20 protein-coding genes and 3 pseudogenes are annotated in these 20,573 nt (G+C 66.6%); 15 read left to right on the forward strand and 8 right to left on the reverse strand.

The features are described from left to right. Positions 1–5: 5 nt before the first annotated feature. The 8 genes from HT579_02115 to HT579_02150 are packed head-to-tail and all read left to right on the forward strand — an operon-like array spanning position 6 to position 6,895. Positions 6–1,334 (forward strand): FAD-dependent oxidoreductase, encoded by a 1,329-nt coding sequence (locus HT579_02115; GenBank protein QKS27854.1) that lies wholly within the window; start codon positions 6–8, stop codon positions 1,332–1,334. Further along, positions 1,331–2,095, forward strand: coding sequence for a DUF1365 domain-containing protein (locus HT579_02120; protein ID QKS27855.1), 765 nt, complete (start codon positions 1,331–1,333; stop codon positions 2,093–2,095). The genes HT579_02115 and HT579_02120 overlap by 4 nt, the downstream gene beginning before the upstream one ends. Then, positions 2,092–3,327: a class I SAM-dependent methyltransferase gene (locus HT579_02125; GenBank protein QKS27856.1), complete on the forward strand. Its 1,236-nt coding sequence runs from the start codon at positions 2,092–2,094 to the stop codon at positions 3,325–3,327. The genes HT579_02120 and HT579_02125 overlap by 4 nt, the downstream gene beginning before the upstream one ends. Beyond that, positions 3,324–3,848 carry a chalcone isomerase family protein gene (locus HT579_02130; GenBank protein QKS27857.1) on the forward strand — a complete coding sequence of 175 codons (525 nt, stop codon included), beginning with the start codon at positions 3,324–3,326 and terminating at the stop codon, positions 3,846–3,848. The genes HT579_02125 and HT579_02130 overlap by 4 nt, the downstream gene beginning before the upstream one ends. Continuing rightward, positions 3,845–5,140 carry an MFS transporter gene (locus tag HT579_02135; GenBank protein ID QKS27858.1) on the forward strand — a complete coding sequence of 432 codons (1,296 nt, stop codon included), beginning with the start codon at positions 3,845–3,847 and terminating at the stop codon, positions 5,138–5,140. The genes HT579_02130 and HT579_02135 overlap by 4 nt, the downstream gene beginning before the upstream one ends. Then, positions 5,137–5,679: a DUF3833 domain-containing protein gene (locus tag HT579_02140; GenBank protein QKS27859.1), complete on the forward strand. Its 543-nt coding sequence runs from the start codon at positions 5,137–5,139 to the stop codon at positions 5,677–5,679. The genes HT579_02135 and HT579_02140 overlap by 4 nt, the downstream gene beginning before the upstream one ends. Continuing rightward, entirely contained in the window at positions 5,676–6,461 is a 786-nt protein-coding gene (locus HT579_02145) for an SDR family NAD(P)-dependent oxidoreductase (protein ID QKS27860.1), read from the forward strand. Before HT579_02140 ends, HT579_02145 begins: the two co-directional genes overlap by 4 nt. Beyond that, positions 6,458–6,895, forward strand: coding sequence for a nuclear transport factor 2 family protein (locus HT579_02150; GenBank protein ID QKS27861.1), 438 nt, complete (start codon positions 6,458–6,460; stop codon positions 6,893–6,895). Before HT579_02145 ends, HT579_02150 begins: the two co-directional genes overlap by 4 nt. 85 nt (positions 6,896–6,980) lie before the next feature. Here HT579_02150 and HT579_02155 read toward each other — a convergent pair whose 3' ends face one another. Beyond that, a complete protein-coding gene (locus tag HT579_02155; GenBank protein ID QKS27862.1) occupies positions 6,981–8,204 on the reverse strand; it encodes an adenylate/guanylate cyclase domain-containing protein in 1,224 nt (407 codons plus the stop codon). Positions 8,205–8,520: 316 nt separating this feature from the next. Between HT579_02155 and HT579_02160 the strand changes: the two genes are divergently transcribed. Next, positions 8,521–8,886 carry a DUF1622 domain-containing protein gene (locus HT579_02160; GenBank protein ID QKS27863.1) on the forward strand — a complete coding sequence of 122 codons (366 nt, stop codon included), beginning with the start codon at positions 8,521–8,523 and terminating at the stop codon, positions 8,884–8,886. Positions 8,887–9,374: 488 nt separating this feature from the next. On the opposite strand, the gene HT579_02165 is transcribed toward HT579_02160, so the two are convergent. The 3 genes and pseudogenes from HT579_02165 to HT579_02175 form a co-directional block, all read right to left on the reverse strand. Beyond that, a complete protein-coding gene (locus HT579_02165; protein ID QKS27864.1) occupies positions 9,375–9,716 on the reverse strand; it encodes a multidrug efflux SMR transporter in 342 nt (113 codons plus the stop codon). A 383-nt stretch (positions 9,717–10,099) separates the two neighbouring features. Next, positions 10,100–10,541 (reverse strand): annotated as a pseudogene (locus tag HT579_02170) (transposase). Between the two features lie 167 nt (positions 10,542–10,708). Then, positions 10,709–11,113, reverse strand: coding sequence for a MarR family transcriptional regulator (locus tag HT579_02175; protein ID QKS27865.1), 405 nt, complete (start codon positions 11,111–11,113; stop codon positions 10,709–10,711). Between the two features lie 260 nt (positions 11,114–11,373). Between HT579_02175 and HT579_02180 the strand changes: the two are divergent. The 4 genes and pseudogenes from HT579_02180 (at position 11,374) to HT579_02195 (ending at position 15,039) form a co-directional block, all read left to right on the forward strand. Further along, positions 11,374–11,961, forward strand: a pseudogene (locus tag HT579_02180) (phosphoenolpyruvate carboxykinase (GTP)). Between the two features lie 224 nt (positions 11,962–12,185). Continuing rightward, complete coding sequence (can, locus tag HT579_02185; GenBank protein QKS27866.1) at positions 12,186–12,848, forward strand: carbonate dehydratase; 663 nt, start codon at positions 12,186–12,188, stop codon at positions 12,846–12,848. Between the two features lie 216 nt (positions 12,849–13,064). Further along, positions 13,065–13,718: pseudogene (locus HT579_02190) on the forward strand (histidine phosphatase family protein). Between the two features lie 85 nt (positions 13,719–13,803). Continuing rightward, on the forward strand, positions 13,804–15,039 hold the full coding sequence (locus tag HT579_02195) for a hypothetical protein (protein ID QKS27867.1): 1,236 nt from the start codon (positions 13,804–13,806) through the stop codon (positions 15,037–15,039). Between the two features lie 105 nt (positions 15,040–15,144). Here HT579_02195 and HT579_02200 read toward each other — a convergent pair whose 3' ends face one another. After that, positions 15,145–15,786 carry a glutathione S-transferase family protein gene (locus HT579_02200; protein QKS27868.1) on the reverse strand — a complete coding sequence of 214 codons (642 nt, stop codon included), beginning with the start codon at positions 15,784–15,786 and terminating at the stop codon, positions 15,145–15,147. Positions 15,787–16,018: 232 nt separating this feature from the next. Further along, positions 16,019–16,345 carry a DUF2917 domain-containing protein gene (locus tag HT579_02205; protein QKS27869.1) on the reverse strand — a complete coding sequence of 109 codons (327 nt, stop codon included), beginning with the start codon at positions 16,343–16,345 and terminating at the stop codon, positions 16,019–16,021. 113 nt (positions 16,346–16,458) lie between these two features. On the opposite strand from HT579_02205, the gene gcvA reads away from it, so the two are divergent. Continuing rightward, on the forward strand, positions 16,459–17,391 hold the full coding sequence (gcvA, locus tag HT579_02210) for a transcriptional regulator GcvA (protein ID QKS27870.1): 933 nt from the start codon (positions 16,459–16,461) through the stop codon (positions 17,389–17,391). A gap of 184 nt (positions 17,392–17,575) precedes the next feature. On the opposite strand, the gene HT579_02215 is transcribed toward gcvA, so the two are convergent. Then, positions 17,576–18,202 carry a trimeric intracellular cation channel family protein gene (locus HT579_02215; GenBank protein QKS27871.1) on the reverse strand — a complete coding sequence of 209 codons (627 nt, stop codon included), beginning with the start codon at positions 18,200–18,202 and terminating at the stop codon, positions 17,576–17,578. Further along, on the reverse strand, positions 18,199–18,669 hold the full coding sequence (locus HT579_02220) for an Lrp/AsnC family transcriptional regulator (GenBank protein ID QKS27872.1): 471 nt from the start codon (positions 18,667–18,669) through the stop codon (positions 18,199–18,201). The genes HT579_02215 and HT579_02220 overlap by 4 nt, the downstream gene beginning before the upstream one ends. Before the next feature lie 175 nt (positions 18,670–18,844). On the opposite strand from HT579_02220, the gene leuA reads away from it, so the two are divergent. Continuing rightward, on the forward strand, positions 18,845–20,539 hold the full coding sequence (gene leuA / locus HT579_02225; protein QKS27873.1) for a 2-isopropylmalate synthase: 1,695 nt from the start codon (positions 18,845–18,847) through the stop codon (positions 20,537–20,539). The last annotated feature ends 34 nt before the right edge of the window (positions 20,540–20,573 follow it).

Below are 20,573 nucleotides of genomic sequence, written 5' to 3' on the forward strand. Positions count from 1 at the left end.
TGCCCATGGACTCCGCTCAGCGCATCGCCGTCGTCGGCTCTGGAATCTCTGGCCTGGCCAGCGCCTGGCTACTCTCGCAACGGCATGTGGTGACCCTCTACGAGGCCGGCAACTACCTCGGCGGTCACAGCAATACCGTCGACGTGACGTTCGACGGCAGCACCCATGCGGTCGATACCGGATTCCTGGTCTACAACACTCGCACCTACCCGCACCTGACCGCACTGTTTGCGCATCTCAAGGTAGCGTCGATCGAAAGCGAGATGTCGTTCTCGGTCAGCCTCGAGAATCCGCAACTGGAATGGGCGGGCAGCAGCCTCGCCACCGTCTTCGGGCAGAAGCGCAACCTGCTGCGCCGCGACTTCTGGCGCATGCTGTCCGACATCCTGCGCTTCAACCGCGAGAGTGTCGCCTGGCTCAAGCAGTATCCGGAGTATGACGGCAGCCTGCGCGAATTCCTCGCTGCCGGCGGCTATTCGCGACCGTTTGCCGAATGGTACCTGCTGCCGATGGCGGCCGCCATCTGGTCCTGTCCGGCACGACAGATGCTCGACTATCCGCTCACCAGTTTCATCCGCTTCTGCCGCAACCACGGCCTGCTGCAGGTGTTCGACCGGCCTCGCTGGCGCACGGTCAGCGGCGGTGCCCGCGACTACGTGCGCAAGCTCGCCGCCGGCCTCGCCGACGTGCGTCTGGCGACGCCGGTACGCGGCGTGCAGCGCGGTGGGCATGGGCTGCAGCTCGCAACCGACGTCGCTGTCGAGCGCTACGACCAGGTGGTGCTTGCCTGCCACAGCGACCAGGCTCTGGCGATCCTCGGCGACTCGGCAACGGAAGCTGAAGCATCGCTCCTCGGAGCGATCCGCTATGCGCCGAACCGCGCCGTCCTGCATACCGACCGCTTGCTGCTGCCGCGTTCGCCGGCCCTGTGGTCCGCGTGGAACTACCTGTCGAGCAACCACGAGCTGGATGGGCGGCCGGTCAGCGTCTCCTACCTGATCAATCGCCTGCAGCCGCTGCCGTTCCGCACGCCCTTGCTGGTTTCCCTGAATCCGCAGCGCGAGCCCCGCGCCGACAGAGTGATCGCCGAGTTCGACTACGAGCACCCGATCTTCGACCAGGCGGCGATCGCCGCGCAGCGCGACTTGCCCCGGATCTCCGGCGCCAGCGGCGTTTGGTTTGCCGGCGCCTGGAACGGCTACGGCTTCCACGAGGACGGGCTGCGGTCGGCACTGCGCGTGGCCAATGCACTCGGCTGCCGGGCACCCTGGCAATCACCGACCGTGGTGCCAGCCCCATTGCCGGCACCTTCGCAAGCCGGGCTCGCGGCATGAGCGCGCCGGCTGCCAGCCTATTCGTCGGGCAGGTGATGCACCGGCGGCTGCGGCCCGTGTGCAATCGCTTCGTCTATCCCGTGTACTACTGCCTCCTGCCGCTGACGCGCGTAGACGCGGCGGGAAGCTTCCTGTTCTCGATCAATCGGCGCAATGTGTTCAGCTTCCATTATGCCGACCATGGTGCCCGTGACGGTTCGCACCCGCTCCACTGGATCCGGCAGTTGCTGCAGCGGCGCGGAATCGCCGCCGACGGCGAGATCTGGCTGCAGTGCTTTCCGCGCGTTCTTGGCTATGTCTTCAACCCGGTCAGCTTCTGGTTCTGCAACGATGGCAACGACGAACTGGTCGCCGTCCTCGCCGAGGTCAACAACACCTTCGGCGAACGTCATCTGTACCTCCTGGCGCACGCCGACGGCCGGCCGATCCGCGATGGCGAGACGATCGAACGCAGCAAGGTCTTCCATGTCTCGCCATTCATCGCGGTGGCCGGTCACTACCGTTTTCGCTTCCACGCCCGCGCTGGCCGCCGACTGGCGCGAATCGAGCACGCCGATGCCGGCGGTGACCTCCTGCACACTTCGATTTCCGGTGCGGCGCAGCCGTTGCGCACCGGTCCGCTTCTGCGCGCCTTCTGCCGACTGCCGTTGCTGACCATCGGCATCGTCCTGCGCATCCACTGGCAGGCGCTGCGGCTCTGGCTGAGGCGCGTGCCCTTCTTCGCCAAGCCACAACCTCCCGCCGAGGAACTCTCGTCATGAACGCACTGGACAACGTCCTCCGCCTTCCCCTTGCATCCAGCCCAGTCGCACGCCTGCCACGAAGCGCCCGCATCGTCCTTGCGCTGCTCGACACGATGCAGCTCGGCAGCCTCGAAATCCGGCTCCCGGACGGCTCGACGGTACACAGCGGCCGGCCGGGAACCGGCACGGCGGCAGTCGAGATCGCTTCATGGACCGTTTTCGACCGCATCCTGGAACGTGGTGACGTTGGCTTCGCCGAGGCCTTCATCGACCGCGATTGGCACAGCCCGGACCTTGTTGCATTGCTGACCCTGCTGGCGAACAACCGGCAGCACATTGCCGGTGCCGTCTATGGCCGCTGGTGGAGCCTGCTCGCGGCACGCCTGCGGCACCTCTTCAATGCCAACACCCGCTCGGGCTCACGGCGCAACATCATGGCGCACTACGATCTCGGCAACGACTTCTATCGACTGTGGCTCGATCCGACGATGAGCTACTCGAGCGCACTCTATGCCGATGATGCGCCACTCGCGCTCGCCGGCGCACAGCTTGCCAAGTATCGACGCATCCTGCAGCGCCTGCACGCGCGTCCGGGCCAGCGCGTCCTCGAGATCGGCTGCGGCTGGGGCGGCTTCGCCGAAACCGCGGCGCGGGAAGCCGATCTGCGGGTAGTCGGTCTGACGCTGTCGCCGGCGCAGGCCGAATTCGCCCGCCGGCGGATGCACGCTGCCGGCATCGCTGACCAGGTCAGGATCGAACTGTGCGACTACCGCGACGTCGGCGCACAGCGGTTCGATCACCTCGTATCGATCGAGATGTTCGAGGCTGTCGGCGAACGTTGGTGGCCGACCTACTTCGGTACCCTGAAGCGGCTGTTGGCTGCCGATGGCCGCGCCCTCGTGCAGAGCATCACGATCCGCGACGATCTCTTCGCGCGCTACCGGCGTGGCACCGACTTCATCCAGCAGCACGTCTTTCCCGGCGGCATGCTGCCGAGCCGCACCGCCTTCAGGCAGGGGGCGGCGGCAGCCGGTCTTTTCGTGCATGATGCCTTCGGCTTCGGCAACGACTACGCGCGCACGCTGGCCGAATGGTCCGCCCGTTTCGAACGGCAGTGGACACGCATTGCCGCGCTCGGTTTCGACGAGCGCTTCCGGCAACTGTGGCGCTTCTATCTTGCCTACTGCCAGGCGGGCTTCAGCAGCAAGTGCACCGACGTCGTCCAGTTCGAACTGCGGCACGCGCCATGAAGACACTGCTGGCGCTCCTGATGTTCTTTGGCAGCACCGCTGCGAGCGCGCTGCCGGAAGATCTGCGCAACGGCGATCCCGGCTGGCGACAATGGGGCAGCGGCGATATGAGCTGGTTCGGTATAGCCCTCTATCGGGCCACCTTCTGGGTGCGCGGCGATGCGGCCGACAATCCGCCGGAGACCTGGGCATCGGCGCTGCAACTCGACTACCGCCGCGACATCGCGCGTGAGCGCCTCGTCGATACCAGCATCGACGAAATGCGCCGTCTTGGCGCCCGTGAAGCCCAGCTCGAACGCTGGCGACCCGAGCTGCTCCGCGTCTTCCCCGACGTGCGCGAGGGCGACAGCATTGTCGGTCTGCACATCCCCGGTCGCGGAGCCATCTTCTATCATCGCGGCCGCCCGACTGGCGAGGTGCTCGATGCCGACTTCGCGCGCCACTTCTTCGCCATCTGGCTCGATCCGCGCACTCGCAGTCCGGCGCTGCGCGCGGCGCTCCTCAGGCGGCCCGGGACATGAGCCGGTCACCGGACTGCGCCGTCCTGCCGGCTGCCCTGCCGCGGAGCGCGCTGCTGGCCTACGGTGCCCTCGGCCTGCCGCTGGCGATGGCGGCCCTGCCGGTCTATGTCTACGTGCCGCGCCTCTATGCGGAGGCCGCCGGCATGAGCCTGAGTCTGCTGGGCGCGCTTCTGCTGGGCGCGCGCCTCCTCGACGCCGCCATCGACCCGCTCCTCGGCGCCTGGAGCGACCGCTCCCGTCGCCGTCAACGTCTGATCCTGTTCGCCCTGCCTGGCCTCGCCATCGGCATGCTGGCACTGCTGCATCCGCCGTCGACGGCAGCCCCGTTGTGGCTGCTGGCCTCACTGCTGCTGACCTACTTTGCCTTCTCGCTCGCCAGCGTCGCCCACCAGGCCTGGGGTGCGGAGCTTGGCAGCAACACCGCTGAGCGGACGCGCCTGACCGCCAGCCGCGAGGGCTTCGGCCTGCTTCGTGTCATCGTCGCGGCGGCCCTGCCCGGATTGCTGTCGAGCGACCTGGCGCAGGGACTCTCGGGTTTCGCCAGGCTCTTCCCGTTGCTGCTGCTGATGCTGGCGAGCTGGACGCTGCTGGCGACGCCGGCGGCGGGGGGCCGGACGCCGTTGCGCGCCAGCCTTCTCGGCGACCTCGGCAGCGTTCTCGGCGACCGCCGCTTCCGGCAGCTGCTCCTGGTCTTCGTGCTCAACGGCATCGCCGCAGCGTTGCCCGCAACGCTGGTTCTGTTCTTCGTTGCCGACGTACTGCAGGCGGACGCCTGGAGCGGCGCCTTCCTGGCGCTCTACTTTGCCAGCGCCGTCGCCTTCCTGCCGCTCTGGGTGGGACTCGCGCGCCGCTTCGGGCGTGTCCGGTCCTGGCTGCTGTCGATGCTGGTCGCCGTCGCTTCCTTCGTCTGGGCTGCCGGTCTCGGCGCAGGTGACCTCTGGCCCTTTGCGCTCGTCTGCCTGCTCTCCGGCGCCGCCCTTGGCGCCGATCTGACGATGCCCCCGGCGCTGCTTGCCGACATGTCTGAACAGCCGTCGCAAGGTTGCGGGGAACGCCCCGGCCGGGCGCGCGCCGGTGCCTACTTCGGCTGGTGGAATCTGGTTGCCAAGCTCAATCTCGCCCTTGCCGCGGGCCTTTCGCTGCCGTTGCTGGACCTCGTCGGCTATCGCCCGGGCACTGCCGGGGACACTGCCGGTCTGGTCGCTGTGTACTGCCTGCTGCCGCTTGCCTTCAAGGGTGGCGCCGCGCTCCTCGCCTGGCGCTGGCGGGACTCGCTGGAGATGGGGCGATGAAGGGGCTGTGGCTGCTCTGTCTCGCGTGTGGCGTCCTTGGCCTTGGCGGTTGTGGCGGCGTGGCGGTGGATCGCTATCGTGGCGAGCAACCGGTGCTCGACCTCGCGCGGTACTTCGAAGGCACCGTAGATGGCTGGGGGATCTTCCAGGATCGCTCCGGGCAGGTCGTCAAGCGCTTCCATGTCGTCATCGACGCCAGTTGGGCGACGCGGGATGGCGTCGCTGTCGGCACCCTCGACGAGCACTTCTCCTGGTCGGATGGCAGCACCTCGCGGCGCGTGTGGACGATCACCCGCAGCGCTGACGGGCGCTACGTCGGGCGCGCCGACGACGTCGTCGGCGATGCCGAGGGCAAAGTCGCCGGCAACGCGCTGCACTGGCGCTACGTGCTGGCGCTGCCGGTCGATGGTCGCGTCTGGCACGTCGATTTCGACGACTGGATGTTCCTTGTTGATGACCAGGTGATGCTCAACCGCGCACGGATGTCGAAGTTCGGCTTCGACCTCGGCGAGGTGACCCTGAGCCTTCGCAAGCGATGAGCAATCCGGCGATCACTAACTGGCGTGACTGCCGCGTCTGGCTTCTGGGAGCCTCGAGTGGCATCGGCGCGGCGCTCGGCAGGGCGCTGCTGCAGCGTGGCGCCCGCGTCGCCTTCTCGGCGCGCAACGCAGAGCGGCTGCATGCGGTCGCCGCCGGCGCCGAACGGGCGCTTGTGCTGCCCTGCGATGCGGCCGACGAGGACAGCCTGCGGGGCGCATGGGCGACCCTGCTGGCGACCTGGGGTGGCGTCGACCTGGCGATCTATGTCGCCGCCGACTATCGGCCGATGCGCGCCTGGAGCATCGACCTGCCGCAGGCGCGGCGGATGATCGATGTCAATCTGGTTGCTGCCGTTGCCTTCGCCCACTGCGTCGTGCCGCAACTGCTGCGCCAGAAACGGGGCCAGATCGCCTTCGTCGCCAGTGTCGCCGGCTATCGCGGCCTGCCGAAGTCGCTGATCTACGGAACGACCAAGGCGGCGCTGATCAACTTCGCCGAGGCCCTCTACCTCGACCTGCGGCCGCAGGGCATCGGTGTGCGCGTGATCAACCCCGGCTTCGTCGCCACGCCGCTGACGGCCGGCAACGATTTCGCCATGCCGGCGCTGCTGACGCCGGAACAGGCGGCGCAGGAGACCATCGCCGGTTTCGCCGGCGGGGCATTCGAGATCCATTTCCCGAAGCGCTTCACGCGCGCAATGAAGCTGCTGGCGCATCTGCCCTACCGCCTCTACTTCCCGCTCGTGCGCATGCTGACCGGCGCCGGCGGGCGCTTGCCATGAACACGCGCGCCGCCGTAGATGCACTCGTGCGGTTCTTCGAGCACCTCGACCCGGACAACGTGGGCTTCCTTGCCGACCATTATGCGGCGGACGCCTGCTTCAAGGATCCGTTCAACGATGTGCGCGGCGTGCCGGCAATCCAGCGCATCTTCACCCACATGTTTGCCCAGATCAGCGAGCCCCGCTTCATCGTCGCCGAGCGCTTCGTCGATGGGCAGGCGGCAGTGCTCGTCTGGGAACTGCATTTCCGGCTGGCCACGCACGGTCGCGGCGGTGCCCCGCAGGTCATCCGTGGTGTGTCGCACCTGCGTTTTGCGGGCGATGGCAAGGTGAGCTGGCATCGCGACTATTGGGACGCCGCCGAAGAACTGTACGCCAAGCTGCCGTTGCTCGGCTGGCTGATGCGTCGCATGCAGCGCAGGCTGGCTGCCTGAGAGGTACTTCAGGCATCGTCTCGAGCCGACCGAGATGCCACACGCGACCGGGCGAACGACGCGCCATGTCCGTCCGCACAAGTGCTCAGCCAGCAGCCGCACGTCCCTTGAGCAGGAAGACGCGCATCGATCCCTTGCCCTTGATCTGGATCTCGCCCCGCTCATCACAGACGAAGTCCGGTGTGAGCAGGGCACGCGTAGTTTCGCTGATCTGGATCTCACCCGAGATGCCTTGCGACTCCATGCGCGAGGCAATGTTGACCGTGTCACCCCAGAGGTCGTAAATGAAGCGCTTCTTGCCGATCACGCCGGCGACGACGGCACCCGAGTTGATGCCGATGCGAATCTCGAGCCCCGGGAACTCCCTGATCGCCGTCCGCAGTCGCAGCGCCAGGTCGGCGAGCGCCACGGCGTGGTCGGCACGCGCCTCCGGGATGCCGGCGGCCACCATGTACGCGTCGCCGATCGTCTTGATCTTCTCGAGCCTGGCTTCCTCGGTGAGGTCGTCGAACCGCGAGAAGATCGCATCGAGCAGGCCGACGACATTGGGCACCGACTCCGAGAGCGAGGTATACCCGACGATGTCGGCGAAGAGCACGCTGCAGTCACTGAACGCATCGGCAAAGGTCCGCCCTTCACGACGCAGGCGCCGGCTGATCGACGCCGGCAGCATGTTTTCGAGAAGATCCTCGAGCCGCCTGTTGGCGCCCGCCAGTTGTCTTTCGGCTTCGGCGAGGTCGGCCAGAAAAAGATGGGCGACGTACATCAGCGAGGAAAGGCCGGCAAAGAACAGGATCCAGCGACCGGTCTCCTGCGCTTCCAGCGAGTAGGGCAGGCCGACGGGCGGCAACGACAGCAACCCGAGTTCGACGGCAACGAAGATCAAAAGGCAGACCAGTGCGTACAGCTCCCGTGCCCGGCTGCCGTGCTCGAAGAACAGAAGGTAGGCACCGATGGTCAGCGGCAGCAGATGATGGTGGCTCATGCTGCGAAACGGGCTGGCGACTCCTTCCAGTGCAATCAGGCCGGCGACGACGGGAATCACGACCCAGAAGTAGCTGTGGCTGGCGAGCCCGAGCTGTCCTCGCGAGAGGCAGGACCACACCCACGCAGCACCGCAGAAGGAAACGCCCTGGAGCAGCAGCGTCGGCATGTCGTCACGGCTCAGCGCGACGATGCTCCAGATGGCCGCGTAGGTGACGAGGAAGCCGATCCCCGTGCGCAGCAGGCGCTCGGCCCGACGCCGCCGATACTGGCGGAAAGCCACATCGGTGAAGACAAAATCGCGCGCGTTGCCTGGATCGCTCAAGATCAGGAAGTCCGGTTGGGCCTTGAAGGCGGCGCGCGGAGTATCCGCCCTCCGGCGACGGCGGTCAAACGGCGGCTGCGGCCGACGCTCAGCGGGCATGGGCCATTCGACTGCAGAAGGCGACGGCAGTTGATCGGCAGCGCCAGCCCGAAGTTGCCGTCGGTGAGCGAGGCGATCAGGATGCCGCCGGCGGCTCGGGATAGAATGACGGTCGGCGATCGCCTCGGAAGCTGGCGGCTGCTTCCGCTTTGCGGACCGGGAGCAGACTGCGCCCGATTCCCGGGACGCAAACACGGCACGACGGGAGGACCATTCGATGTCATCGTTCAATGAAGTTGCCGAAATCGTCGGCCTGCTGTTTGACGGCCTTGGAGTTCTCGTCATCGTCCTCGGCACCTTGGTCGCAGCCGCTCGGCTGGTCATCCGCCATCGAGCAGCAACCGATCGCTACCGGCTGTTCCGCCAGGACATCGGCCGAGGAATCCTGCTTGGCCTGGAGTTCCTGGTGGCCGCCGACATCATCCGCACCGTGGCGGTGACGCCGACGCTCGAGGGCGTCCTCGTCCTCGGCCTCATCGTCCTCATTCGGACCTTCCTGAGCACCGCGTTGCAGGTCGAACTCGAGGGCCGCTGGCCTTGGCAGCGGGCAAGTGAGGGCTCAACCCGGCCAGGGGAAGAGTGAGCGACGCGTTGGCGGTTTGCTGGCTGGTCAATCGCCGGGTGGATGGGGGGCGGCAGCATCAGGAGCAACGGAACGGGAACGAAGCGGCGAGGAGGTGCTGCACGCGGCTTCAAGAGCGCGTGATCTTCGGTGACGCACAACTGGCCTCGCATCTTCCGGGGCCTGACCGCGGCGCCGGCTGCTGCCGATTGGCGGCTGCTTGAGCACGTTCGGTGCCTCATCCGGAAGCCCTTGTCGAGCACGGGCGCGTTCCAGGCAACTGCTGGGGCTACCGAAGCAACTCGTCCCGACCCGGAATGCGAACTGCGTCTGCGCACTGGCGCTGCATGGTTGATGGTGTACCCACAAGAGCCCCGGAAGCCTGGACCCTACCATGACCAGTGGCCAAACCCTCGTCAGCGCGCGTCATTACGGCCCAGCCTCCTGGTCGTTGCTGCAACCACTTTCACCTCTGCTTGCCACGGGCGCCAGGTCGGCCCCCAGCGCTCCTAGCTCCCGCCGTCCCTGACGCTGGCGGAGAGGAGGTTGATGACGGCCACGCCCGCCACGATCAGCACGATGCCGACGAGCGCGGGCGCATCCAGCGCCTGGCCGAAGAACAGGTAGCCGACGAGCGTGATCAGGGCCACGCCGGCGCCGGCCCACACCGCGTAGGCGATGCCAACCGGCAGCGTCTTCAGGGTGAGTCCCAGGAAGTAGAAGGCGATCAGGTAGGCGACGACGACGATCGCCGACGGCAGCAATCTGGTGAAGCCTTCCGAGCTCTTGAGAAACGAGGTGCCGATCACTTCGGCGACGATGGCGATCGCCAGGCAGGTCCAGTGCGACATGCGGGTGTTTCTCCAGGATGACCATTGATGGCAACTGCCGCTTGCTGCTGCGGAAGGCGTGCGGGCGGGCTGCCCGCGATCCGGCGGCTGGCGGGGACTGCCGGACCAGGCCGTCATGCTGCCCGTACTGGCCGGGATTGTATGGCCGAGCGAGACAAAGTCAATCGCCTGGTCTGTGCCGGGGTTTGCGAGCGGCGAGTCGCGGCCGGATGGTTAGCGGTCGGTCGATGCTGCGATACTCCGCCGGCAGCGCTCGCGTGCCCGACCCTCTTTTCGGCCCACCGCGCACCTTCGTGGTCGCCGGGCATCGTTCATCACCAGACCAGTATCACGCTGAGTAAAGCGTTGAGGATGCCGCTGTCGAGCAACGGCTGTGCGGCGGGCGCGATCACTTGACGCTGCACGAAGAGAATGGCCCGCAGGGTCGCCCGGTTGTCGGTGAGTCGCACGGCCTTGAGCTTTGCGCGCAGGAACTGGACGCACCGGCAGGCGGGGGCGTTGACGAAAAGATGTCCGTCCGAGCGCGCTTCCAGATGGTGATGAATGGCTCGCAAGCCGAGCTCGCCGTTTCAGGCTGCGAAACACACCCTCCAGGACGGTCAGCATCGTGCAGGTCCGCCAGAGCTTCGCGTCCTCCCAGGCGAGCTCGTTGGTCCGCAGGCAAGGGGCGCCGGGATGTGTGGCCATCGTGCCGGGAACCGGTCCTTCTGCCAGGTGATCGCCGTCACCGTCGTGCCCCCTTTCCTCGGTGACGGAATGAACCTGCTAGTGCTGGCTGGCGCCGCGGCTCTTCTGCTTGAGTCGGCCGATACGTTCCATCAGCTTGGCCCGTTGCGTTGCCATGGCATCGCCCTTGAAAAGTTCGCCTGACAGCTGCGGGCCGTCGAGTCGCGGCCGGGCAACGCTGCCGCGCCAACCCGCACCGGGCCTGCGGTCGGGCGTTCCCGGCGTGATCTTGATGCGCTCGGGCTGGCGGTGCCCACTGCGAGAACTCAGATGGTTCCTTCTGCCGAATCGGGCGCAGGAGATTCCGACCGGTCAAGTTCAAGGGCAGCGGCGAGATTCGACTTGACGGTTGTCAGGATCTTGGACAATTGCTCCTGTTGCTCCGTTGACAGGCCGTGGAGCATCTCCGTTCGACTGCACCGAATGACCGTCTCGACCTGGGCCAGCAGTTGCCGCGCTCGGTCGGTCAAATGAATGCCCCATGCGCGTCGGTCGCCGGCAACTCGACGGCGTTCGATCCAGCCGCTCTTCTCGACCTGATCGATCAGGCGGCCGGCCGTGGATTTTTCGATCTCGAGCCTGGCGGATATGTGCGACTGCGAAAGCCCCTCCTGCTTCGACAGGATCGCCAGTATCGACCATTGCGCACGCGTCAGTCCGAGCGGCTGCAACCGTCGGTCGACCAGCTTGCGCAGCAGTCGCGCGGACTCCGTCAGGAGGAAGCCCGAGCCCCGCTGGGAATCATCGATGATCATGCATGTGGCCTCAGTGACGATGCAGGGATTGGTGCCTCATTGTCGGGCGCCGGCGCTGCTTCCTGCGCGCGAGTCAGCTGCCGATTATCCCGGTTTCTGCGGCACGCGGCGAGCGTGGTGGCGCCTGCCCGCCGGTGATGCGCTTCGGTCGCTGGATGCCGCCGAGGAGGGGCATCGCCGCGCTCACCGACGACGCCGATGTTTGGTGGGAAGGACTGGACGGTCGGCCGTCGGCGCATGCCATCGCCTGGAAGGGCGAGGACTGGACTCCCGACTGCGGCCGCGTCGCGACGCATGCCAACGCGCGCTTCACGGCGCCGGCCAGCAAGTGTCCGAGCATCGACGCGGACTGGGAAGACCCGGACGGCGTGCCGATCAGCGCCTTCGTGTTCGGTGGCAGGATGAGCAAGGACATGCCACTGGTCTTCCAGGCCTTCAACTGGAGCCACGGGTTGTATCTGGCCGCGACCATGGGTTCGGAAGCGACAGCCGCGGCCATTGGCCGGGCGGCGATGCGTCGAGACCCGATGGCGATGCTGCCGTTCCGTAGCTACAACATGGCGGACCCCCTTTCGCGCAACATCTTCCATGACCTGATGTCGGTCGGCGGCAAGGCGGGCACGTCCGAGGCGCGTGCCCACGCAGAGCAGTTCGACATGTTCGTCGACCACCTGCCCAAGGAGTCCATCTGCGAACGTGAAATGCTGCGCTCATGGCCTTGGCGTTCGCCAGACAAACGGGAGCTGGCGCATGAGGCTCATTGAGCCTTCGTCGTTGACCGTACGGTTGCGCCCGCTGGCAACCTGCTGCCAGCGGCGCTTCCTGCCCATCCCCGGAGCGGGCGTCGTCGAGGGGATAGCTGAACTCGCGCCTTGCGGGGAGGGAACTGAGATTCTTGATCACGGGCGAGGCCCGTCGACCAAGGTGTGGCGTCGGGCAGTCGGCACGCCGGCGCCAGCGCGCGCCGTATTCATTGCAGGACTCCAGCATGAAGTTCCTGCCTGAACTGTTTGTCGCCAACGCCCGCTGGGCCGACGACATGCGAACTGCCGACCGCAACTTCTTTGCGGGGCTGGCAGCCCTGCAGGATCCTGACTACTTGTGGATCGGCTGTTCGGACAGCCGGGTACCGGCAAATCAGATCACCGGTCTCAAGCCGGGCCAAGTGTTCGTCCATCGGAATATCGCCAACGTCGTGGTGCATACGGATCTCAATTGCCTGTTGGTGATGCAGGACGCGATCGATGTGCTCAAGGTCCGCCACGTCATCGTCTGCGGGCACTTCGGATGCGGCGGTGTCCGGGCCGCCCTCGAAGGGCCCGCACTCGGACTGATCGACAACTGGTTGCGTCACATTCAGGATGTGCGCGATCGGCACGTAGACTTCCTGGCCGCGCTGCCGGACGACAGGAGCCGCTGGCGCGCCCCGTGTGAACTGAACGTCATCGAGCAGGTGCGCAACGTCGCTCGCACCACGCTGGTCGGCGATGCCTGGAAGCGACGCCAGCCCCTGATTCTGCATGCCTGGATCTATGGGCTGGAGGACGGTCTTCTGCAAGACCTGCCGGGATCGTGCAGCGAGGCCGGCGAAGTTGATTCGGTCATCGCCGCGGCAGTGGCAACGATCCGGTCGCGTTACCTGAGGAATTGACACTCGCCATGAGGCGGCACGGGAGCGGGCGTGTTCCCGCCCGATCCTTCGTGAATGCCGCCTGGCGTGGTCGCCATGGGCTTTCCGGGCGCGGCGACCATCGGTGGGGCCGTCCATGGCCGGCAGCTCGTCCGCATCAATGAGCCCTTGCCTTGGTGCCACGCGCAGCCCGCTTGACGGGAAACACACCCGGCAGGAACGAACACTGGAACTCGAATGCCGACCAGAATCTACCTGGTGCGCCACGGCGCCACCGATCTAACTGCCGAAGACCGGTTCGCCGGCTCCTCTGATGTGCCTCTAGCGGACGCAGGCCGCCGACAGGTGGCGTGTCTGGCCGAGCGGCTGAAACGAGCGACGCTGGATGCCGTCTACGCCAGTCCGCTGCAACGCACCATGGAAACCGCGCGCACCTTGGCGCTCCCCCATGGTCTGAAGCCGATCGCCGATCCCGGCCGGCGCGAAATCGATTATGGCCACTGGGAGGGACTGCGTCGGTCGGAGATCGAAAGCCTGTTTCAGGCCGAGTATGCCCTCTGGCAGGAAGATCCGTTCGCCGTCGCTCCTCTGGGTGGAGAATCCGGTGTCAATGTACTCAACCGCGCACTGCCCACACTGCGCACGATCGTCGAGCGGCATCGGCAGTGAACGGTCGTGTTGGTATCCCACAAGGGGACCAACCGATTGCTGATCAGCAGCCTGCTGGGCCTCGACGTGCGGGCTTATCGTGACCGCCTCGAGCAAAGTCCGGCAGCGCTGAGCATCCTCGACTTCACGAGCGCCGTAAGTGCCCGCTTGCACTTGCTCAACGACGTTTCGCACTACGACGAGAAATGTGGGCGAACCCAGGCAGGGTGCTCGTGCCGCTGACACCGTTGGTCAGCGCCTGCCCATTGGTGGCGACACTGCCATATACTGAAGACGCTTTGCAACTCTACTTCAAGGACGCAACCCCATGCCACTGGTAAAGACCAAGGCCGTCAGCCGCTCGCCGCGTGCCGGCGGCAGCCACGCGGCAAAGACGGCGGTGCAGCAGACGACGGCACGCGTGCGCGAAATGCATCACGCAATCGCCGCCAAGTCGTTTTCCGTCCTGCGGCGAGTGCCCCTGCTGGCCGGTCCGACAAGACTCGTACAGCTCGCCCACGATGGTATCGTCGCAGGCGTCTACCAAGCGATTCATCACACCAGTGGCGTCGTCTTCGGCGCCGCGGCGTTGATCGAGGAACGGCGATTGCAGCAGCCACCGGCGGAGCCGCGCGGTGGCCTCGCGACGCGCGTGCACAGCGCGCTGAACGGCGTCTTCGGCGATCATCTCGCCGCCACCGACAACCGCCTGGCGATCGCCATGACACTCCGTCACGAGGGCATCGTCCTCAGCCTCGACGGAGATTCTCCGTGCAGCCCGCTGCCGGTTTCTGGCCGGCGAGTGTGTGTCTTCGTGCACGGTCTGGCGTGCGACGAATCTTCGTGGCAGCCGCGCGCGGCTGCCACGGGCGGCGCATCGGCAGTCGATTTCGGTCGGCGACTGCAGGCCGACATGGGCTACACGCCGCTCTACCTGCGCTATAACAGCGGCCTGCCGATCAGCCGCAACGGCGGCGAACTGGCCGCGTTGCTCGAACGGCTGCTCGCCACGTGGCCGCAGGCGGACAGTGAGCTGATCATCATCGGCCACAGTATGGGCGGCCTCGTCGCGATCGCCGCGTGTGAGCAGGCCGCAGCGGCTCGCATGCGCTGGCCGCAGGCGATGCGCATGCTGATCTGCCTCGGCGCACCGCAACTCGGTTCGCCCCTCGAGCGGCTGGGTCACCTCGTCACCTCGGCCCTGCATGTATCACCGGTCACGCAACCCCTTGCAAGGATCGCCACGGCGCGCAGTCAGGGAATCCAGGATCTGCGACAGGGGCCGGGCGTCGCGCGGGCGCATCCGGCAGCCGGCCACATTGCCTATCGTTTTCTCGGTGGCAGCCTGGCCGAAGACGTCGAGCACCGTTTCGGCCGCCTGCTCGGCGACGGGCTGGTCACGCTCTGCAGCGCCACCGCTCAGGCGGTCGCCGGCGACGTACAGACGGCGACCCTGGGCAGGCTGGGACACATGGCACTGCTGACCGATGCCCGCGTCTACCGCCAGATTGCCGACTGGGTTGCCGCCCTCGCCGAACCGGAACGGACCGCCGTCGACGCCTGAGTGGCCGTCAGGATGATCGGGGCGACGCGTCCGCGCGCCAGACGAGCTCGCCGCATGTCAGCCAGTGCTCGCCGCATGTCAGCCAGTGGATCTTCGCAGCGCGCGTCACTCCTCGATCGGCACCGCCTTGAAGGCCTCGCTAGCCTCGAGTCGCGCGGCGAGGTGCTCGAGCGCCGGATAGGATCCCGCCGGCCATTCGTGCGGCAGCACGTAGCGGATGAAGCCGATACCGGCGGCCGCTGAGATGTCGGCCTGCGTCAGGCGCCCGGCAAACAGGAAGTCGCCGTCGAGGCGCTCCTCGAGCATCGCGAACGCCTGCCGCATCTGTGCCCGCAGGCGACTCGTCCAGTCGGGCCACTGCAGTTCGGCCGGCCGCTTGCGTTCGTATTCGATGGCCACCGCCTTTTCCGTTCCGACCATCGCCAGCGCCATCAACTGCTGCACCTGGCGGCGGTCGGCACCGCTGCGCGGCGTCAGCGGGGAGATGCCGCGCTCGACCGCGAGTTCATCGAGGTAGTCGAGCAGGTAGGCGCTTTCGTACAGCCTCTCGCCGTTGGGCAGCATCAGCATCGGCACCTTGAACAGCGGGTTGAGCGGTCGCATGGCGTCCATGTGGCGAAACACCGACAGCGACACATGCTCGAAGGGAATCCCGTAATGCGTCATGCTCACCGCCACCCGGCGGACGAAAGGCGAATCGTAGAGGCCAAGCAACTGATGTTGCCCGCCGTTCGTCGTTTGCGTCATCTTCAGTCTCCGATCGTAATCACGCTGCTCCCCGCCGGTCGTCACGGGTGCAGAGGCGTTGATGAATCTGCCGCGCGGTCGACCCGCGGCGCGGCCCGCCGCTGCGGCAACTGGCGGCGGCAGAGCGCAGCGCAATCCTGCCACTGCCGCCACATGGTCGGCTTGCGCCCGTTCGTCGCGGCGGCGCTCCTGGCCTCGTCGCCAGCCCTGGCGACGACTTCCACGGCACCTCTCAGGCGCAGGCGACGGCCAGGCCGCGCGGTCGCAACCCGGGCAGGCGCCATTGACGCGAGCAGGATCCCGCCGGCGGCAGCAGGCGAATCGTCGCCGCGCATGCTGCCGCACCGCCCTTTCCCAGCCACGGCTCGACAACCACCCTGCCGGCACCGGCTATGATGTGGCGCTGGCCGGGCAGCAGCCAGACGTCGCGACCCCCTTCTTCCTCGGTCAGCCAGATGCGGTCGCTGACTGCGGTCAGGGTCCAGCCGGCAAGCCGTTCGAGAGACATCGCCTCGGCAGCACCGACCGCGAATTCAATTGATGGTCTGCGGATTGCCATGAGCTTCTCCTTTCCTGTTCCCGATGCCGGCGCACGCGGCACCTACGACGCCATTTTCAGCCGCCGCCGGCGCCGTTACAATCGAAATGTTTTCACCTGACATGTGAGGAAAATTGGCGGATCACCGGCGCACACCAGCACTCGGCAGCCTGCGCGTCTTCGTCGCTGCGGCACGCAGCCAGAGCGTCACCGGCGCCGCCGCCGAGCTCCACCTGACGCATGGTGCGGTCAGCCACCAGCTGCGGCAGTTGCAGGACCATCTCGGCATCGCCCTGTTCGAGCGCCATGGCCGCGGCCTCCGGCTGACGGCGGACGGCGCTGCCTATGCCGAGCAACTGGCTCGTGCTTTGGCCGACATTGACCAAGCCACGGAGCGGTTGCTTGCCAGCCGCCCGTACCGCCGCCTGCGGGTCAGCTGCATGCCCTCCTTCGCTGCACGCTGGTTGCTGCCACGGCTCGGCAATTTCATTGCCCGCCATCCCGACTGCGATGTCGAGGTACAGTCGAGCGCCCGCCTGGCCAACATCAAGGGCGGTGAAGCGGATGTCGCGCTGCGCTTCGGTGATGGCCACTACCCGGGGTTGAGCTGCCGCTTGCTGATGAAGGACTGGTACTACCCGGTCTGTTCGCCAGAGTTCCAGCATCGCCACGAGCTGAGCAGCCCGGCGCAACTGATCGCACTTCCCCTGCTGCGATCGCCGGACGAGCACTGGCAACCGTGGTTCAGCGCTGCTGGGCTGGTCATCGACGAACCGCAGCGCGGCGCCATCTTCGATGACTCGAGCCTGATGCTGATGGCCGCCGCATCCGGACAGGGTGTTGCACTGGCGCGGCACACGCTGGCGGTGGACGATCTCGCGAGCGGTCGTCTGCTGCGCCTGTTCACGACGATCATCGAGTCGCCGCTCTCGTATTACTTTCTCTCGCGTCCCGCCGACGAGCAGCAGCCGGCGGTGGTCTCGTTCCGCGACTGGCTCTTCCGGGAGGCGGCCTCCTATCGCCCGCCGGCAGCGGCGGAGACGTCTGCCCGTCCGGAACGCGACTAGCGCCGGCGACGGCGGGCTGTCGTCGCGCAGCCGCTTCGACCGGCCGCGCGCTGCCGCCTGCATCCGCCCCGCAACCATCGCCGGCGGTGGCGGCTGTCTGCTCTCGTGCATGCTTGGAACGATGTGTGTGCCTGTGGTTGGCACGACCGGCGGCAGCGTCGCCGGTGATGTCGACGTCGGCCGTTCAACTTCTCTTCGGTTGCGCCAGGGTCGGTAGCACCAGCCGGAAGCGGATCGCCGCCAGGCGCAGGCCGAGGACGATCGCCATCCCGGCCCAGGAGGCGTAGACGGGGGCAACGCCAGCCTCCTGCACGGCGATCATCGTCAGCGCACCGACCCACGCCGCCGAAGCGTAGAGTTCGCCCTGCAGGAAGATCAGCGGCACGTCGTTGCACAGGATGTCGCGCAGGACGCCGCCGACGGCACCGGTGATCACCCCCATCAGGCTCGCCACGAGCCACGGAGCATGCCACTGCAGCGCCACCTGCGTGCCAACGATGGTGAACAGCGCCAGGCCAATGGCGTCGGGAATCAGGAACAGGCGCGGCGGTACGCGGCAGGCGCGGGCGACGAAGAAGGTGACGACGGCGGTGCCCAGGGCCGCGGCGAGGTAGGTCTGGTCGACGACCCAGAAGACGTTGCGCTGGAGCAGCAGGTCACGCACGGTGCCGCCGCCAAGCGCGGTCGCCACGGCCACCAGCAGCGCGCCGATCAGGTCCATGTGCTTGCGACCGGAGTCGAGGACCCCCGTCAGCGCGTTGACCGCCACAGCTGCCATGCCGACCCAGTAGAGCAGCGCCTCGATGCTCATCGCTCGCCGATCGGCAGCGCCGTCTTGTCGACCACGCGCCGCAGAACGAAGCTCGAATGCACCCCGGTCACCCCCTTGATGCCGGTGATCCGGTTGAGCAGCAAGTCCTGGTAGGCATCCATGTCCTGCACCACCACCTTGAGCTGGTAATCGGCAGCCTGGCCGGTAATCAGCAGGCATTCGATGATCTCCGGGATCTCGCGAATCGCCGATTCGAGCTGGCTGAAGCGCTCCGGCGTGTGCTGGTCCATCGAGATGTGGATCAGCGCCATCAATGACAAACCGAGGGCTCGCGGGTCGACCAGCGCACGATAGCCAATGATCAGACCGGCTTCCTCGAGCGCGCGCACTCGCCGCAGACAGGGCGATGGCGACAGGCCAATGCGTTCGGCGAGATCCTGATTGCTGATCCGCCCGTCCTCCTGCAGCACCTGCAGGATCCTGCGGTCGAAACGATCCAGTTGCACGAGATTGCAATCCCGATGAAAGTCAAGACACAAATCTTACCATTCTTGGCTGGCGGCGCAATATTGTGCCAAACCGCCCGGCAACCGATGGCAACAACGCAACCACCTGCCGGCGCCTTGCTGGTAGCATTCCAGCCGTCAGCAAATCACAGCAGGGCATTCAAGGAGCCGCAACATGTTGAAGAATCCCGCCAGCAAGTACTCGCCTTTCCCGCCGGTCAAGCTCACCGACCGGCAGTGGCCCAACCGCACGATAGACAGGGCGCCGATCTGGATGAGCACCGATCTGCGCGACGGCAACCAGGCGCTCTTCGAGCCGATGAGCGTCGAGCGCAAGATGCGGATGTTCCATACGCTTTGCGACATCGGCTTCAAGGAGATCGAAGTCGCATTCCCGTCTGCCTCGCAGACGGACTTCGATTTCGTCCGCAGCCTCATCGAAGGGCAGCACATCCCCGCCGACGTGACCATCGAGGTGCTGACGCAGGCGCGCGAGCACCTCATCCGGCGGACGATTGACTCGCTTGCCGGTGCGCGGCGCGCCATCGTCCATGTCTACACTGCCACCTCGAAGCCGTTCCGCGAGAACGTGTTCGGCATGAGCCGGGCGGAAGTGGTCGACATGGCGGTCAGCGCCGTGCGCCTGATCCGCCAGCTGACGGGCGAGCGCCCGCAGACCGAATGGGTGCTCGAATACAGCCCGGAGACCTTCACCGCCACCGAACTCGACTTCGCGCTGGAAATCTGCGATGCGGTCACTGCCGCCTGGGGCGCGAACCGGGACGACAGGGTGATCCTCAACCTGCCGACCACGGTCGAGATGACGACGCCGAATGTCTATGCCGACCAGATCGAGTGGATGCACCGCCATCTTGCCCGTCGTGACAGCGTGATCCTCAGCGTGCACCCGCACAACGACCGCGGCACGGCCGTCGCCGCGGCCGAACTGGCGATGATGGCCGGCGCCGAGCGTGTCGAGGGTTGTTTGTTCGGCAACGGCGAGCGCACAGGCAACGTCGACATCGTCACCCTGGCGCTGAACCTCTACACGCAGGGGATTTCGCCGCAACTCGACTTTTCGGACATCAACGCCGTTGCCCGCACCGTCGAGCACTGCAGCCGCCTGCCCATCCACCCGCGTCACCCCTACGTCGGCGACCTCGTGTTTACCGCATTCTCCGGCTCGCATCAGGATGCGATCCGCAAGGGGTTCGGCGTCCAGAGTACCGAGGGCCACTGGCGCGTTCCCTATCTGCCGATCGATCCGGCCGATGTCGGCCGCAGTTACGACTCGGTGATCCGCATCAACAGTCAGTCGGGCAAGGGTGGCATCGCCTACCTGCTCGAGGCCGAGTACGGCGTCGTCCTGCCGCGTCGGCTGCAGGTCGAATTCTCACGCGTCGTGCAGGCGCACACCGACAGCCATGGCGGCGAGATGAGCGCAGCCGCGATCTGGCAGCTGTTCGCCAGCACCTACCTCGCTGGCGAGACGCCGATGCGTTATGTCGAGCATCACCTCGTCGAGCACGGTGAGGCGCAGGGAATCCGCCTGACGATCGAGATCGACGGCCAGGTGCACCTGCTCGCGGGCGAAGGGAACGGGCCGATCGACGCCGCCGTGCATGCCCTGCACAGCATCGGCGTCGGCGTCCAGGTGCGCAGCTACGAGGAGCGTTCAATGGCCGGCACGGGCAGCGCTGCCAGCGCCTGCGCCTTCCTCGAACTGGCCCGCGCCGGCAGCAGCCGTGAGTGCTATGGCGTAGGCATCGACGGCAACATCGTCACCGCCTCGATCAGGGCGTTGGTGAATGGCGTCAATCGCCTGTCGGCGAGCGCCGCTGACAGCGGCGGCGAGACGCGCGCCGCCTGAGCGCTGGTCACGACATCGTCCGTTCGGCGATTGC

Source organism: Candidatus Accumulibacter similis (assembly GCA_013347225.1).
In the GTDB taxonomy this organism is placed as follows: Bacteria; Pseudomonadota; Gammaproteobacteria; order Burkholderiales; family Rhodocyclaceae; genus Accumulibacter; species Accumulibacter similis.

Excerpts from the sequence above, each read along its gene's own strand:
- HT579_02115 (QKS27854.1), top strand. The coding sequence starts at position 6 with ATGGACTCCGCTCAGCGCATCGCCGTCGTCGGCTCTGGAATCTCTGGC.
- HT579_02120 (QKS27855.1), top strand. The coding sequence starts at position 1,331 with ATGAGCGCGCCGGCTGCCAGCCTATTCGTCGGGCAGGTGATGCACCGG.
- HT579_02125 (QKS27856.1), top strand. The coding sequence starts at position 2,092 with ATGAACGCACTGGACAACGTCCTCCGCCTTCCCCTTGCATCCAGCCCA.
- HT579_02130 (QKS27857.1), top strand. The coding sequence starts at position 3,324 with ATGAAGACACTGCTGGCGCTCCTGATGTTCTTTGGCAGCACCGCTGCG.
- HT579_02135 (QKS27858.1), top strand. The coding sequence starts at position 3,845 with ATGAGCCGGTCACCGGACTGCGCCGTCCTGCCGGCTGCCCTGCCGCGG.
- HT579_02140 (QKS27859.1), top strand. The coding sequence starts at position 5,137 with ATGAAGGGGCTGTGGCTGCTCTGTCTCGCGTGTGGCGTCCTTGGCCTT.
- HT579_02145 (QKS27860.1), top strand. The coding sequence starts at position 5,676 with ATGAGCAATCCGGCGATCACTAACTGGCGTGACTGCCGCGTCTGGCTT.
- HT579_02150 (QKS27861.1), top strand. The coding sequence starts at position 6,458 with ATGAACACGCGCGCCGCCGTAGATGCACTCGTGCGGTTCTTCGAGCAC.
- HT579_02160 (QKS27863.1), top strand. The coding sequence starts at position 8,521 with ATGTCATCGTTCAATGAAGTTGCCGAAATCGTCGGCCTGCTGTTTGAC.
- HT579_02165 (QKS27864.1), bottom strand. The coding sequence starts at position 9,716 with ATGTCGCACTGGACCTGCCTGGCGATCGCCATCGTCGCCGAAGTGATC.
- can (QKS27866.1), top strand. The coding sequence starts at position 12,186 with ATGAAGTTCCTGCCTGAACTGTTTGTCGCCAACGCCCGCTGGGCCGAC.
- HT579_02195 (QKS27867.1), top strand. The coding sequence starts at position 13,804 with ATGCCACTGGTAAAGACCAAGGCCGTCAGCCGCTCGCCGCGTGCCGGC.
- HT579_02200 (QKS27868.1), bottom strand. The coding sequence starts at position 15,786 with ATGACGCAAACGACGAACGGCGGGCAACATCAGTTGCTTGGCCTCTAC.
- HT579_02205 (QKS27869.1), bottom strand. The coding sequence starts at position 16,345 with ATGGCAATCCGCAGACCATCAATTGAATTCGCGGTCGGTGCTGCCGAG.
- HT579_02215 (QKS27871.1), bottom strand. The coding sequence starts at position 18,202 with ATGAGCATCGAGGCGCTGCTCTACTGGGTCGGCATGGCAGCTGTGGCG.
- leuA (QKS27873.1), top strand. The coding sequence starts at position 18,845 with ATGTTGAAGAATCCCGCCAGCAAGTACTCGCCTTTCCCGCCGGTCAAG.